Origin of the sequence: Deinococcus phoenicis, from assembly GCF_000599865.1 — a bacterium.
GTDB classification, from domain to species: domain Bacteria; phylum Deinococcota; class Deinococci; order Deinococcales; family Deinococcaceae; genus Deinococcus; species Deinococcus phoenicis.
Genome location: NZ_JHAC01000053.1, coordinates 1 through 13,257, shown reverse-complemented (window position 1 = coordinate 13,257; position 13,257 = coordinate 1). Strand labels below are relative to the sequence as shown.

The 13,257-nt window shown below is 66.8% G+C and carries 16 protein-coding genes; 12 read left to right on the top strand and 4 right to left on the bottom strand.

What is annotated here, in order from left to right; all coding sequences use genetic code 11:
• The first annotated feature begins 3 nt into the window (after positions 1–3).
• The gene (locus DEIPH_RS14805) at positions 4–2,382 is read left to right on the top strand and encodes an isopeptide-forming domain-containing fimbrial protein (protein ID WP_161636076.1); all 2,379 of its coding nucleotides are present in this window, start codon (positions 4–6) and stop codon (positions 2,380–2,382) included.
• Positions 2,383–2,470: 88 nt separating this feature from the next.
• Positions 2,471–3,382: a DMT family transporter gene (locus tag DEIPH_RS14800; RefSeq protein ID WP_034359566.1), complete on the top strand. Its 912-nt coding sequence runs from the start codon at positions 2,471–2,473 to the stop codon at positions 3,380–3,382.
• A 14-nt stretch (positions 3,383–3,396) separates the two neighbouring features.
• On the opposite strand, the gene DEIPH_RS14795 is transcribed toward DEIPH_RS14800, so the two are convergent.
• Positions 3,397–3,885: a hypothetical protein gene (locus DEIPH_RS14795; RefSeq protein WP_034359563.1), complete on the bottom strand. Its 489-nt coding sequence runs from the start codon at positions 3,883–3,885 to the stop codon at positions 3,397–3,399.
• Between the two features lie 108 nt (positions 3,886–3,993).
• Here DEIPH_RS14795 and DEIPH_RS14790 point away from each other — a divergent pair, with 108 nt between their 5' ends.
• From DEIPH_RS14790 to DEIPH_RS14760, 7 genes are all read left to right on the top strand, one after another.
• Positions 3,994–4,638 carry a response regulator transcription factor gene (locus DEIPH_RS14790; protein ID WP_034359561.1) on the top strand — a complete coding sequence of 215 codons (645 nt, stop codon included), beginning with the start codon at positions 3,994–3,996 and terminating at the stop codon, positions 4,636–4,638.
• 22 nt (positions 4,639–4,660) lie between these two features.
• Positions 4,661–4,909, top strand: a complete 249-nt coding sequence (locus DEIPH_RS14785) for a hypothetical protein (RefSeq protein WP_034359558.1) — start codon at positions 4,661–4,663, stop codon at positions 4,907–4,909.
• On the top strand, positions 4,906–5,754 hold the full coding sequence (locus tag DEIPH_RS14780; RefSeq protein WP_034359556.1) for a serine hydrolase: 849 nt from the start codon (positions 4,906–4,908) through the stop codon (positions 5,752–5,754). Before DEIPH_RS14785 ends, DEIPH_RS14780 begins: the two co-directional genes overlap by 4 nt.
• Before the next feature lie 187 nt (positions 5,755–5,941).
• Positions 5,942–6,799 (top strand): c-type cytochrome, encoded by an 858-nt coding sequence (locus DEIPH_RS14775; protein WP_034359553.1) that lies wholly within the window; start codon positions 5,942–5,944, stop codon positions 6,797–6,799.
• A gap of 43 nt (positions 6,800–6,842) precedes the next feature.
• Positions 6,843–7,505, top strand: coding sequence for a QcrA and Rieske domain-containing protein (locus DEIPH_RS14770; RefSeq protein WP_034359551.1), 663 nt, complete (start codon positions 6,843–6,845; stop codon positions 7,503–7,505).
• Positions 7,502–8,815: a cytochrome b gene (locus DEIPH_RS14765; protein WP_034359549.1), complete on the top strand. Its 1,314-nt coding sequence runs from the start codon at positions 7,502–7,504 to the stop codon at positions 8,813–8,815. The genes DEIPH_RS14770 and DEIPH_RS14765 overlap by 4 nt, the downstream gene beginning before the upstream one ends.
• A 79-nt stretch (positions 8,816–8,894) precedes the next feature.
• Complete coding sequence (locus DEIPH_RS14760; protein ID WP_034359592.1) at positions 8,895–9,092, top strand: hypothetical protein; 198 nt, start codon at positions 8,895–8,897, stop codon at positions 9,090–9,092.
• Positions 9,093–9,095: 3 nt separating this feature from the next.
• On the opposite strand, the gene DEIPH_RS14755 is transcribed toward DEIPH_RS14760, so the two are convergent.
• Together DEIPH_RS14755 and DEIPH_RS14750 are read right to left on the bottom strand one after the other, a co-directional pair.
• The gene (locus DEIPH_RS14755) at positions 9,096–10,007 is read right to left on the bottom strand and encodes a type I phosphomannose isomerase catalytic subunit (protein WP_321163350.1); all 912 of its coding nucleotides are present in this window, start codon (positions 10,005–10,007) and stop codon (positions 9,096–9,098) included.
• Between the two features lie 132 nt (positions 10,008–10,139).
• Positions 10,140–10,388, bottom strand: a complete 249-nt coding sequence (locus tag DEIPH_RS14750; RefSeq protein WP_034359545.1) for a hypothetical protein — start codon at positions 10,386–10,388, stop codon at positions 10,140–10,142.
• A 126-nt stretch (positions 10,389–10,514) separates the two neighbouring features.
• Here DEIPH_RS14750 and DEIPH_RS14745 point away from each other — a divergent pair, with 126 nt between their 5' ends.
• The 3 genes from DEIPH_RS14745 (at position 10,515) to DEIPH_RS14735 (ending at position 12,248) form a co-directional block, all read left to right on the top strand.
• Positions 10,515–10,937 carry a HesB/IscA family protein gene (locus tag DEIPH_RS14745; protein WP_034359543.1) on the top strand — a complete coding sequence of 141 codons (423 nt, stop codon included), beginning with the start codon at positions 10,515–10,517 and terminating at the stop codon, positions 10,935–10,937.
• Between the two features lie 157 nt (positions 10,938–11,094).
• Positions 11,095–11,595 carry a crossover junction endodeoxyribonuclease RuvC gene (ruvC, locus tag DEIPH_RS14740; RefSeq protein ID WP_034359541.1) on the top strand — a complete coding sequence of 167 codons (501 nt, stop codon included), beginning with the start codon at positions 11,095–11,097 and terminating at the stop codon, positions 11,593–11,595.
• 2 nt (positions 11,596–11,597) lie between these two features.
• On the top strand, positions 11,598–12,248 hold the full coding sequence (locus tag DEIPH_RS14735) for a PrsW family intramembrane metalloprotease (RefSeq protein ID WP_034359539.1): 651 nt from the start codon (positions 11,598–11,600) through the stop codon (positions 12,246–12,248).
• Positions 12,249–12,296: 48 nt separating this feature from the next.
• Here the strand turns inward: DEIPH_RS14735 and moaD are convergent, their stop codons facing one another.
• Entirely contained in the window at positions 12,297–12,971 is a 675-nt protein-coding gene (gene moaD, locus DEIPH_RS14730; protein WP_034359538.1) for a molybdopterin converting factor subunit 1, read from the bottom strand.
• Between the last annotated feature and the right edge of the window lie 286 nt (positions 12,972–13,257).

Here is a 13,257-nt window from a genome sequence, read left to right as displayed (position 1 = left end):
TACGTGAAAAGGAAGCTCCCGTTTGGCTCTGGCCCCCGGCGACTGCTGGGGCCGCTGGCCGCCCTCCTCGGTCTGGCCCTCCCGCTGGCAGAGGCTGCGACCATCCCCACCAATACCAGCGTGTACTTCCAGACGAGTGGCCGGGAACGCGCCCCCACTATCGGTGACTGGTACACCTCGAAAACGTCGGGTAACAGCGACACCAACCGGTTCCACCGCTTCGACATCACCATTACGCAGGATCAGCTCGACTTGGCGGGCGGTAGCGTCACCCTGACCGTCAACGACGCCGAGAGTACGGCGGGCGGGACGCCAAACGACGAGGTCACCGTGCCATCCGATCCCACGCGCTTCACGCTCAGGAGTGAGGGGGCCACCATGCCGGACAGCGGCGGGAGCCTGCTCAAGCAGCAGACATACCCCTCGGGGAGTGCCAACGGTCAGACCTTCACCTACGCCTTCACCACCCCCGGTAAATACGTCCTGTTCAGTGAAACGGGCGCTTATCCCATCTCGAAGGACGCGACCGCGACCCTGAACGACGACGACAACAGCTTCACCTTCACGCTGGGCACCGCCGACTTCTCACCCGTCCTCGGGGAATACCAGAGCACCATCCAGGCATCTTCGACCACCAGCTTCGACGCCTATTTCTACGTCGCGCCGGGGACCGCTGGCCCGCTGTACCTGCGGAACTTCGACCTGGACAACGGAGGGACCGTCACCTACTATCGCCCGGACGGTACCAGCGTGAGCGGCACGGCCTCCAATAACGGCGTGTGGAACGGGGGCGGTAGCCTCAACGCCGGCGGGGACAGTGTGGCGACTGACGGGGTGTCGGGCTGGTGGCGCATCGCGGTCACCGGCTGGACGGCCGACAACCAGACCTTCTTTCAGGCCAATGACGGTATAAACGGCAACCGCCTGCCGCTGGTGTACGTCTCGCCGGTCAACCTCGACCTGACGAAGACCGTGAGCAATGCGGCGCCGCTGGAGGGCGACAACGTCACCTACACCGTGACGCTGACCAATCCGGCTGGAGGTGTTGGGGCAACCGGCATCCGTGTGTCTGACCTGCTGCCCAGTGGGCTGACTTACGTGAGCAGCACGGTGGCCGTGCCTGCCAATAGCACGGGCAGCTACGACAAAACCACCGGCGTCTGGAAGGTCAGGAACCTGAGCGCCGGGGCCACCGCAACCCTGAGTATCCAGGCAACCGTCGTCAACCGGGGAAGCGTGACGAACACGGCCACCCTGACCTCGGTGGACCAGCCCTTTACCCCGAAGAGCGCCAAGGTCCCCCTGACGGCCACCAACCGCCCGCCGGTGGCAAAGGACGACACGGCAACCACGCCCGCCAACACGCCCGTAAGCGTGAACGTCGTCAGCAACGATACCGGCTACTCGCCGGGCACGGTGAACGCCGCAACGGTGGACCTCGACCCCTCCACCTCCGGCATCCAGACCACCCGTACCGTAGCGGGCCAGGGCACCTATACGGTCAACGCCAGCGGCGTGGTGACCTTCACGCCTGTCTCCGGCTTTACCGGCACCACCGCCATCCCGTACACCGTGCAGGACAACGACGGACTCACCAGCAATCCGGCGACGCTCACGGTCACGGTCATCCCTGCTGCTGACCTGAGCGTCACCAAGACCGGTCCTGCCTACGCCAAGCCGGGAACGGACATGACGTACACCATCACCGTGAAGAACAACAGCACGGCCACCGCTGCCAGCAACGTGACGGTCACGGACACTCTTCCGGCCCCCGTGACGTATAAGAACAGCACGCCGGCAGCGGCAGTGAGCGGCGGCCAGGTCCTGACCTGGACCCTCACCAGTCTGGCCGCCAACACCACACAGACCTACACGGTCACCGTGACGGCACCGAGCGCCACGACGTTGGAAACGGCTCCCGCGGCCCGCAGCCTCACCAACAACGTGAAGGTCAGCAGTACCAATGACCCCGACAGCACGAACAATGCCGCCTCGGCCACGACGGATATGGTGTCTTCCAGGCTGGTCAAGCAAGTCCGCAACGTGACCGCCGACGACCGGGACAACAAGGGCACGGCCCGGTTTGCTTCGAGCGCAGCTGGGCGGCCGACCGAGGTGCTGGAATACTGCATCACCTTCAACAACTTCGGTGGCGCAGACCTTCCCAACTACGCGGTGAGTGATGGCGTGCCCTCCAACACGACCTACGTGACGGGCAGCGCTGCTGTGACCCCCGCTGGAACCGCCACGTTCGACAGTGCCGCGACCACCTGGAACGATGGGACCGCCAACCGGACTGTGAATGGCGTGGTCACGGCCAAGGTGGGCCGTCTGGCCGCCGGGGCGCAGGGCCAGCTGTGCTTCCGGGCGACCATCCGCTGATCCCCTCCAGCCTTGACCCCTGGACAGGTTCCCGCGTGGAGCCTGTCTTTTCTGTTGCGGCTTCTGCCCGGCGCGTACAATCCCTGCCGTGTCCTCTCACGCGCGCGGCCTCCTCCTTCTCATTCTGGTCACGGCCCTGTGGGGCAGCACCTTCGCGGTGGTCAAGGAACTGGGAGCACTCCTGCCGCCCAGCGTGTTGATCGCCTGGCGTTTTCTGATCGCGAGTGCGGCGCTGCTGCCCGCCCTGGCCCTGGTCCGGCGCGGGACGGGAGAAGCGGCCCCATCCACGCCGTCCCGCCCGCTGTGGCGCGACGGCCTGATTCTGGGGGCCTGGCTGATCGCCGGGTACGGCACCCAGACGATTGCCCTCCAGACGACGGGCGCGAACCGGGCCGCCTTTTTCACGGCGCTCAGCGTGGTGCTGGTGCCCGTGTGGCTGGTGGCCGCCCAGCGCAGGCGCATGCCACTGGTGCTGTGGCTGGCGCTGCCGCTCGCCGTGGCGGGTCTCGCGCTCCTCTCGTGGGAAGGTGGCGCGTTCGTCGTCGGGGACGCCTGGGCGCTGGCCTGCGCGGTGACCTACGCGGGGTTCATCGTGGCCCTGGAACGCACCGCCGCGCGGCACGAGGCGCTGCGCTTCACGTTCGCGCAACTGGCGGCGGTCACGGTGCTGGCCTGGCTCTGGGCCGGGCTGGCAGCCCCGGCGCAGCTCTGGCCGCCTGCCGCCGCCTGGGGACCGCTGCTGTATCTGGGCCTGCTGGCGACCGCCGTGACCACCCTGCTTCAGACCGTCGGCCAGCGCAGCGTCAGCGCCGCCGAGGCCAGCCTGATCTACGCACTGGAACCCGTCACCGCGGCCCTCTTCAGCTTCCTGCTGATCGGTGAGCGGGTCGGGCTGCGGGGGGCGCTGGGGGGCCTGCTGGTGGTCGCGGCGACCGTGCTCAGCCAGCGTGCGGGGGGTGAACCTCACCCCGAAACGCCCGCCCCCCAGGTCGAAACCTGACGGGCAGCCGGCGGTCAGCGGTGCCGGCGGGCCTGATCCGGCATGATCAGGAGTTGCAGGGTGGGGCTGGCCTGCCAGACGCTCGTCAGGCTGCCCTTCAGCACAGAGTCCCGGACTGCCGTATACAGGACGGGCGTCAGGCTGGTGGACGGGTACACGCCGCTCCGGCCCTCCGGCCCGACGCGCAGGCCGATGGGAAAGCCCAGGGTCAGGGTCATGACCAGCACCGCGCCCAGGGCGAACCCGCCGAGCGCCCCCGCCCCCAGGTGCCAGGGCCGGTCCAGATGCCCGCGCAGCAGCCGCCGGGTGATGAGCGCCAGTGCGGCGCCCAGCAGCAATGCCAGGCTCGTGGCAATGAGCGCGCCCGCGCCCACCACGTTGGCCAGGAAGCAGGCCACCACACCGCCCAGGCCCCACACCAGGCCGGACAGGCCGCGCCGCGCGCCGAGCGCCGTCACGACCGCCCAGAGGGTCACGAGGAGCGCATCGAACCAGGTAATCACGCCGCGCAGTCTAGCGGGAGAGTCCTTACAAAACTCATCTTGTGCGGGGCCGAGGGGGATGGTGGGGGGGGCCGCCGTCTTTTTCTCGCGGGCGACTAGACTGGGGCCATGATTCGTGTCCTCCTCGTCGATGACCACGCCCTGTTTCGCCAGGGGCTGCGGAGCCTGCTGGAGTCCGAGGGGATGCGCGTGATCGGCGAGGCCGCCAACGGGCGCGAGGCGATCCGCTACGCCGCCGACACCCACCCCGACGTGATCCTGATGGACATCCAGATGCCGGAACTCGACGGCGTCAAGGCCACCCAGAGCATTCTGGAAATCGATCCGCAGGCCCGCGTCATCATGATCACCATGTACCGCCAGGACCGCTACGTCTTCGAGGCGGTCAAGGCCGGGGCGCGCGGGTACGTGCTCAAGGACGCCGACGCGACCACCCTGATCGACGCGATCCGCCGGGTGGCCGCCGGGGAGGCGCTGCTCGACGCGGACATGGCCCAGAACGTTCTCGACGACTTCCGCGACAAGCGCGAGGAACTGCCCAGCGAGAAGCACGCCGACCTCAACGAGCGCGAGACGATGATCCTCAAGCTGCTGGCCCAGGGCTTTTCCAACCAGGACATCGCGCTGCGGCTCGACATCAGCGAGAAGACCGTCCGCAACCGCCTCTCCGAGATCTTTACCAAGCTGCAACTGAACAACCGGACCCAGGCGGCGCTCTATGCGATCCGCGAGGGCATCGCCAACCTGGAGTAGGGGAGACGGCCCGCACTTTTCCATGCCCAGACCCCGAACCGCCAAAACTGCCCCCGCCGCTCTGCCCGTGACCTTCCGGGCCGGGTGCGGCCGGGAGTGGGCCGCCGTGTCCGCCGAGCCGGACCTCGCCTACACCGAACAGGGCTTTCCGGAGTGCCCGGCCTGTCCGCACCGCGTCGAGCCGGACGGGGGGCCGCCCTTCTGCACCCTGCGCCCCGCCGGGTCGGCGCATCCCTTCGCGGCCCTGTCGGGCCTGGACTGGCCCGAATGACCTTCGATCTCGCCGCCGATCTCCGTTCACGCGGCTATGCGGGCGAGGTAGGCCTCGTGATCACCGACCTGACAGGCCAGGAGCTGTACGCGCTGAACCCGGCGCGGGTCTTTCCGGCGGCCAGCACCATCAAGGTGCCGTTGCTGGTGCTGGCGCTGTGGGAGGCGCAGGCGGGGCGGCTGGACCTGCGGGAGCGCGTGACGGTGCGGGCCGAGGACCGGGTGCCCGGTGCGGGCGTGCTGCACGAACTCGGCGCGGGCCTCACGCCGACCTGGGAAGACCTCCTCACCCTGATGATCATCGTCAGTGACAACACCGCCACCAATCTGGTGATCGCCCGCCTGGGGACAGAGCGCGTGAATGGCTGGCTCAGAGAGCGGGGCCTGCTGGGAACGCAGCTGGTCGGCCCGCTCCAGCTGCCCCCCGAACGGCAGAACGAGGCGCAGCGCCGGGGCGAGCGCAACCGCACGACCGCCCGCGACCAGGCCGCCTTGCTGGGGGCGCTGGTGCGCGGCGAGCTGCTGGACACGGCCCACACCGGGCGGGCGCTCTCCATCCTGTCGCGCCAGCAGTTGCGGGACATTCTGGGGCGTGAAGTGCCCTGCGGCCCGGACGGAGAACCGCTCTACCGCGTGGCCAGCAAGAGCGGCGAGTTGCGCGGCATTCACCACGACGTCGGCGTGCTGTTCACGCCCCGCCCGCTGGTGGTCGCCCTTCTGTCGGAAGGCGGCCTCGACATCCGCGAGCATCCCGGCAACCGGGACGTGGGCGCGCTGGCCGCTGCCCTGTGGCCGCTGCTGGGAGCGTTGGGCCAGGTTTTCTCTGCGCCACGCGGGGACATTTAACCGCTCGGTCAGGCCTACGCTGGGCGGGCAGAAGTCCGCCGTTTTTCGCCGTACAGCACGGCTGGAGGCGGCTTGGGTGCGTGCTATGCTGGACGCCCCATCCGGCTGCCTTAACTGTTCTCAGGGGAGGCGGGCAGCCAATTCAGCAAGCACTGGAGCAGGCACTTCAAGCGCGAGGAGAAGGAACGTGGAGAGAAACGACGCTGTCATGCCCTGGGTCGCCATCGTGTGTGCGGCCATCATGTGGATTATCCTGCTGTTCCTGTTCAACAAGGAAACGGCCCCGGAACCCGTCGTGGTGGACCCGGCGGTGGTGGCCAGCATCAACAAGGAGTGGCCGACGCTGGGCAAGCAGGTCTTCGCGTCGGCGGGCTGCGTGGGCTGCCACGGTGCGGAGGGTCAGGGCGGTGCTGGCCCCAAGCTGGCGGGCGACGAGAAGATCCTCAAGGACCCGGTTTACGTCCACACCATCATCACCAAGGGCAAGGGCGGGATGCCTGCCTTTGGCGACAAGCTCAAGGAAGAGGAAGTCTACGCGGTCGCGAATTACGTGCTGCACTCCTGGGGCAACAAGATCGAGGAACCGCTGACGCCCGCGACGGTGGCGGCCGGGCAGACCAAGGTGGATCCGGCGGTCCTCAAAAACCGCTCGCGCTTCGTGCCTGAGGACATCAAGCTGCCCGAAATCTTCCTGGCGACCTTCACGATGGTGCTGCTGACCTACGGGTTGATCGGGCTGTACAGCGTGTGGGCCGAAGGCCAGGAACTGCACCCCGGCATCCATAAGGCGCGCTCCACGCCGCTGTCCATGACCGCGATGGTGGTCACGCTCGGCCTGAGCCTGCTGTTCAGTGTGCTGTTCGTGCGTCAGATGGTCGCCGACTACGCGGCCTGGGCGAACAAGGAAATGCCCAACGTGGCGATGGAAGGCTTCTACGCCGCGATGATCCTCCTGACCATCGCCCTCGCGATCGGCCTGTACAAGAAGTTCTTCATGGACGATGAGGTGCTCGTCGAGGACGCCAGCGGCGAGTTCCCCTGGTAAGCGTCCATCACCGGCAAACCGGCACACAAGGGAGACCTGAACGATGACCCGCTACAAGAGACAAGATCCCGAAATCACGCGCCGCAAGTTCATCAATGTGGCGATGGGCACCACGGCCGCTGTCGGGGGCGTCAGCCTGCTCAGCACGCTCGGCGCGGCCAACCCGATCTTCCGCCTGACCCGCGACAAGATGCCGCCGCTCAAGGGCGACATTCTGGTCCACGCCGAGGCCAGCAAGGAAGGCCAGCCCATCCGGATCAGCGACCTCAGCGACCAGCTGGTGCGCGCCTGGCCGATGGGCAAGGGCGAGAACGGCGAGAACGTCATCCGCAAGGGTGATCCCAACAACATCCTGGCGCTCTACCGCTTCCCGCAGGGCCAGATCGTCGCGCCCACCAACCTGGAAGCCACCATCGGCGGCGAGACGGTCGCCTACAGCGATGTCTGCACGCACGCGGGCTGCTCGGTGGCGGACAGTGACCAGGGAGACGGCATGAAGTGCCCCTGCCATTCCGGGCAGTACGACCCCAAGCGGGGTTGTGTGGTGATCGGCGGTCCGCCCCCCCGTCCGCTCGCACAGTTGCCGATCAAGCTTGAGGGGGACAATCTGGTGGTGACGGGCTTCTTCCTGGCCATGCCGTACCCGTACACCAGCGAGGCCGAGTGGGAAAGCTTCAAGAAAGAAGTGGAGGATCAGCTCGCATGAACCAGTGGTTGGATGAGCGTCTGCACATCTCGCGCCTGAACGACAAGTTCCTGCGCAAGGCCTTCCCCGTTCACCACAGTTTCTTCCTGGGTGAAATCACGTTGTTCAGCCTGATCATCCTGATCCTGACCGGGATTCTGCTCGCGCTCTCCTACGAGCCGAGCAACAGCCTGATCGTGAACTCCTTTGATCCGGGCACCACCGACAAGCCGAACCTGATCCCGGCGGCCTACCACTCGGCCCTCAAGATCAACGCCATGCCTTTCGGGGATATGCTGCGCCGGATTCATCACTGGACGGCGAACATCATGGTGGCCGCCGCCGTGATCCACATGATGCGGATCTACTTCACGGGGGCCTTCAAGAAGCCGCGCGAGATCAACTGGTGGATCGGCATGCTGCTGCTGATCTTCGCGGCCCTGACCGCCGTGACCGGCTACGTGCTGCCCTACGACAACTACGCCTACAACACCCTCAAGGTGATCTACGGCATCGCCTCCTCGATTCCCTGGGTGGGCGAGTGGGTCGCGCAGGCCGCCTTCGCGGGCAAGTTCCCGGGTGACGGCGTGATTCCCCGAGTCTACGGCTATCACATCATGCTGCTGCCCATGATTCTGGTGGCCCTGACGGCGGCGCACATGCTGATCATGATCAAGCAGAAGCATACGCAGCCGCAGTACGCTAAGCGCATCGCTTACAAGAAGATCGTGGGCGTGCCGCTGATGACCCAGCAGACGCCTATCATGCTGCTGCTGGCGGTGGCGTTCGCGGCTATCATCGTGCTGTTCAGCGCCTTTATCCCGGTTCACCCGGTCGAGTTTTTCGGGCCGCCCAGCACCACCCCGATCAACAACATCAAGCCCGACTGGTATCTGCTGTGGGTCTTCGGCGCCCTGGCGATCATCCCCAGCTTCGAGGTCAACATCTTCGGCGGCCTGATCGGCTCGGAGTTCGTCGGGGCCATCGTGCTGCCCACGATCATCCTGCTGGCGATGTTCGCGGTGCCCATGCTGGACCGCAGCCGCGACAACATGTACTACGCCGAGAACCCCACCAATCATCCCGTTCGCCTCGCGGCAGGGGTGGCCTTTATGGCGCTGCTGGTGGTCTGGTCGGTCGCCGGGTACAAGCCGGAACTGATCAGCTCCGGCATCCTGACCACCGGGAACGCCAACACGGTGCTCTGGATCGCCACCTTCCTGGTGCCGGCCCTGTGCTACTTCGGGACGCTGGGGATCGTGCGGGGGATCCGTGCCCTGCGCGAATCGGATGCCCGTGACCGCGCCGCGTTCTCACACGCCGACGACTGACCCTTGTCGCTGCCTCTGAACCAAGGCCCCGGGAGATGACCGGGGCCTTTTTTCTATGCCGTTTTTCTATGCTGTGCCCGTGAATGATGCCCTGGCACTGTACCTGGCCCGGCAGGCCCGTTCTCTGGGCCTGGACGCGCTGAACGTGGAGGACGCCGACCCCGAAACGCTGCGGACCTTTGCCCGCGCCGCGCTGCATGAACTTGCCGCCCTGGGTCTGGTGGCGGGCGAGACGGAAGTCGGCTGCTGGGCAGTTCCCCGTTCGCCCGGACACTGACGGTCAGGGCAGGCGCGCCCGCAGCACCTGAAAGTCTCCTTCCAGCCTGTACGCCCCTGCGGCAGCGGGCACGATCACGGTCTCCAAGGACCCGACCCGCAGCGTCTCTGCCCCGGCGCAGAGCTGTGCCTCCCCCCCAGTGACCGTCAGGGCGTGGAAGCTCTCGCCGCGTGTCGCTCCCCTCACACCGGCGGGACCACCGGTCAGCCGCTCCAGCACGAAGTAAGCGCAGCGGGTCAATTCCCGCACCTCGCCGGGTTGGCCGGGGGGCGTCGGGACGGGGAGAGCCTGGACCGGAACCGTGACCTCGGCGCTCTCGCGCAGATGCAGCGCGCGTCCGGCGCTGGCGGGGCGGTCCCAGTCGTAGACCCGGTAGGTGAGGTCGCTGGTCTGCTGCACCTCGTACAGCAGCAGCCCCGGCCCCAGGGCATGCAGGGTCCCGGCGGGGATCAGCACCGTGTCGCCCGCCTGGACGCTATGCCGCTGGGCCTGGGCCATCACCTCACCGGCCAGGATGGCGGCCCGCAGGGTATCGGGGCCGGTTCCGGCACGCACGCCCGCGATCAGCTCGGCCCCCGGCGCCGCTTCCAGCAGGTGCCACGCCTCCGTCTTGCCGAGCTGCCCCTCTCCGGCCAGGGCGCGCGCCTGGACATCGTCGGGATGCACCTGCACGCTCAGCCACTCCGCGCAGTCCAGCAGTTTGATCAGCAGCGGGAACCGGGTGCCCCGCGCGTGGGTGCCCAGCAGTTCGCGCGGGGACTCGGCACTCAGCTCGGCGAGGGTCCGGCCGGCATGGGGGCCACACCGCACCACATTGTCCTCGTACACCATCCAGGCTTCTCCCACCGGGGAGGCCGTTCCGGGTACCAGCCGCGTTCCCCCCCAGACCCGTTCCGAAAAGCGGGGCTGGAGCATCAGGGGCCTGGTGAACGAAGGGGCTGGGGGGGAAACCATAGCCCCATCATGCCCGCTGCACCTGGGTCACGATGGGGAAAACTTCTTCAGAACGGTTCGGGACTGTGCGGCTCGCTGGAACAGCCGTGCGGCTCAGGCCTGAACGCGGCGGGGGCGGACCGTTGCAGAGTCGAGGTCGTTCTGCTTGGCCCCCGCCGCATACCCCACCTGCGCGCCGAACTGCCACGCGAGCTTGATCATGAACTGGATGGCTTCTTCGTCACGGGACTGAATCAGGGCATGCAGATGCTCGGGGAGACCGTCGGGAAGCGGCATCGCCCCCAGTTGCTCGCCGTACTCCGCGCGGAGCTGCTCGAACCACTCGGCGTAGGGATTCGTCATACGTCAATGCTAACACTGACGCACTCAAGGAATGTAAGCGGAAATGGCGGTGCGGCTGTTCGTGGGGGCCAGCGACTTTGCTTGCCACGCACGTTTTTCTTTCTCCAATGGTGTTACGCTTCACGCATGACGGCGACCCTGACTCCCGAGCCGAGCGGCGGCGTGCCCGCCCAGGACATCAGTATCAGCGAATTCGGCGCGCAGAAGGCCCAGGCGATCCTCGCCCAGAGCGGCAAGGAAAACGCGGGCGTGCGTGTGTTTATCAAGAGCGGTGGCTGTAGCGGTTACCAGTACGGAATGGCCATCGACGACCGCGAACTCGAAGGCGACACCATTGTCATGGACCGGGGCATCAAGCTGCTGGTCGACCGCATGAGCCTGCCCCTGCTGCGGGGCAGCGAGGTGGACTTCGTGGAGAACATGATGGGGGGCGGCTTCACGGTGAACAACCCCAACGCCACCAGTTCCTGCGGCTGCGGCCACTCCTTCCGCACGGACGGCTCCCAGTCGCCCGAAGGCGAGGGCAGCGGCGGTTGCGGCAGCCACTGACCCAGGCTCTCCTGTCTGTCGGCCACCCGGTGATCTCTGCCGGGTGGTTTTCCTTTGCCCTTCCTGCGAGGAAGGAGGCCGCCTTGTTTCTTGCCTCGCAGTAGGGCAGAGCGGACCCAGCCCCTCGGGCGTCGGCGTTCTGCCTTATCCTGCGGCCATGATCGTGCTTGGCGTGGACCCCGGACTGGCGAATCTCGGCCTGGGGTTGGTGGAAGGAGATGTCCGGAAGGCCCGGCATCTCTATCACGTTTGCCTGACCACGGAGAGTGCCTGGCTGATGCCGCGCCGTCTCCAGTACCTGCATGCCGAAGTCACCCGCTTGCTGGGCGAGTATCAACCGGATGCCGTCGCCATCGAGGATCAGATTCTGCGCCGGCAGGCCGACGTGGCGTTCAAGGTCGGGCAGGCGTTCGGTGTGGTTCAGCTCGCGTGCGCGCAGGCGGGCGTGCCGATTCACGCTTACGGTCCCATGCAGGTGAAGCGTTCACTGGTGGGAACGGGCCGCGCCGAGAAGGAACAGGTCATCTACATGGTGAAGGCCAGCCTGGGGATTCGCGAACTCTTCAACAACCACGCCGCCGACGCTCTGGCCCTCGCCCTGACTCACCTGGCGCACCAGCCGATGCAGGCGGCGGCTGCCCGGCTCACCCGCACCTGAACGTGCCCCTGGCCCTGCCCCTCCTGCTGTCCACCGGCCTCACGTTCGCGTGGCTGTGGTTCTTTATCCGCCGCGACCGCCATCCCGAACCGGCCTGGCTGCTGGCCCGCACCTTCGGCTGGGGCCTGCTGGCCTGGGCGGTGGCTGCCGCGTTCGAGGGGAGCTTCGACCGCCTGGCCTTTCCCCTGGTGGTCATGCTGCTGACCGCCGTCGTCGAGGAAGGCAGCAAGTTTCTTGCCGCCAGCACCGCCGCCAGCGAACACGCCTTCGACGAACCGATGGACGGGCTGGTTTACGCCGTGACAGCGGCGCTGGGCTTTGCGCTGCTGGAGAACGTGACCTACACGCTGGGCTTTGGCACGCCCGCGGCCACCTGGCACGCCCTGTTGACGACCCTGGCCCACGCCCTGTTCAGCGCCCCACAGGGCTATGCGCTCGGCGGACGGCATCTGCGGGGCGGGCGCTGGTGGCGCTCACGGGGCCTGCTTATCAGCATCAGCCTGCATTTCCTCTTCAATGGCCTGCTGACGGGTCGTGCGGGTTGGCCGCAACTGCTCGCTCTGGGGGCCGTCGTCCTGCTGATGGCCGTCCTGGCGGGGCGCTACTACCTGCATTTTGAAACCCACGCCCGCGAGAACTCCGGCACACCCTGAATGGGTGGCCTTGAGCTGACGGGGCGATCGCTCTTACAGGGCCGCATGTTACAGGGTCGGATGCCCGCTCTGGCCGTCCACCCAGTGCTGTCCGTCCTCGTCCGCCTCGTGCTTCCAGACCGGCAGGTGCAGTTTCAGATGCTCGATCAGAAAGTCGCACGCTTCCAGCGCGGCGCGGCGGTGGGGGCTGGCGACCCCGATCAGGATGCTGGCCTCTCTGGGCAGCAGGCGGCCCACCCGGTGCTGCACCACCACCCGCAGCTCTCCGTGCCGCAGGCGCGCCTGTGCGGCGGCTTCACGCATCACCTTTTCCGCCATCGGCGCATAGCCCTCGTACTCGATGAACTCGACCTGTTTGCCCTGGTTCGGAGAACGGACCGTCCCCACGAAGTAAGCTTGCGCGCCGTGTTCGGGTCTTACCAGAAAGGTGCTGGCCTCTGTCAGCAGCAGGGGAGAGGCCACGACCTCGCAGCGCGTGTCCTCGTCTGCCCCGCCCGCCACGGGTGGGAGAAAGGCAACCTCGTCCCCGGCCAGCAAGCTCTGGTCCGGTGCCGCATACGCCTCGTTCACGGCCACCATGCAGCCGCGCAGGCTGAGGCCATAGGTCTGCTCGACCTGCCCCGCCAGTTCCCGAACGGTGACCCCTTCAGGGACCTCCAGCGTCGCCGTCTCCAGTCCGGATTCACGCTTCAGGCGCGCAAAAAACACCACGTTGACCTGCATGGGGCGAGCGTATCACGCAGGTCGACGTGGACTCTGAAGGTGCCGTGGGGTGTAGGGGGTTGACAGGTGGGGCGGGTGCCTGTATCTTTTCTGAGCCTCGGTTGAGGCGAGCAGCATGACAAACGAAGAGCGTGCGAGAGAAAGCGCATATTTATCAGCTCTTCTCCGGAAGAGCTGAAGGAAGCTCGGCCCCTCGAGGGGACCGAGTGGACGGTCAAGATAATAAGGGTCCACGGTGGATGCCCTGGCACTGGAGCCGATGAAGGACGCGATTACCTGCGAAAAG

What these genes read in the sequence shown, in the direction of transcription:
- DEIPH_RS14790 (WP_034359561.1), top strand. Translation starts at nt 3,994, where the DNA reads ATGATTCGTGTCCTCCTCGTCGATGACCACGCCCTGTTTCGCCAGGGG.
- DEIPH_RS14785 (WP_034359558.1), top strand. Translation starts at nt 4,661, where the DNA reads ATGCCCAGACCCCGAACCGCCAAAACTGCCCCCGCCGCTCTGCCCGTG.
- DEIPH_RS14780 (WP_034359556.1), top strand. Translation starts at nt 4,906, where the DNA reads ATGACCTTCGATCTCGCCGCCGATCTCCGTTCACGCGGCTATGCGGGC.
- DEIPH_RS14770 (WP_034359551.1), top strand. Translation starts at nt 6,843, where the DNA reads ATGACCCGCTACAAGAGACAAGATCCCGAAATCACGCGCCGCAAGTTC.
- DEIPH_RS14765 (WP_034359549.1), top strand. Translation starts at nt 7,502, where the DNA reads ATGAACCAGTGGTTGGATGAGCGTCTGCACATCTCGCGCCTGAACGAC.
- DEIPH_RS14755 (WP_321163350.1), bottom strand. Translation starts at nt 10,007, where the DNA reads ATGCTCCAGCCCCGCTTTTCGGAACGGGTCTGGGGGGGAACGCGGCTG.
- DEIPH_RS14750 (WP_034359545.1), bottom strand. Translation starts at nt 10,388, where the DNA reads ATGACGAATCCCTACGCCGAGTGGTTCGAGCAGCTCCGCGCGGAGTAC.
- DEIPH_RS14745 (WP_034359543.1), top strand. Translation starts at nt 10,515, where the DNA reads ATGACGGCGACCCTGACTCCCGAGCCGAGCGGCGGCGTGCCCGCCCAG.
- ruvC (WP_034359541.1), top strand. Translation starts at nt 11,095, where the DNA reads ATGATCGTGCTTGGCGTGGACCCCGGACTGGCGAATCTCGGCCTGGGG.
- moaD (WP_034359538.1), bottom strand. Translation starts at nt 12,971, where the DNA reads ATGCAGGTCAACGTGGTGTTTTTTGCGCGCCTGAAGCGTGAATCCGGA.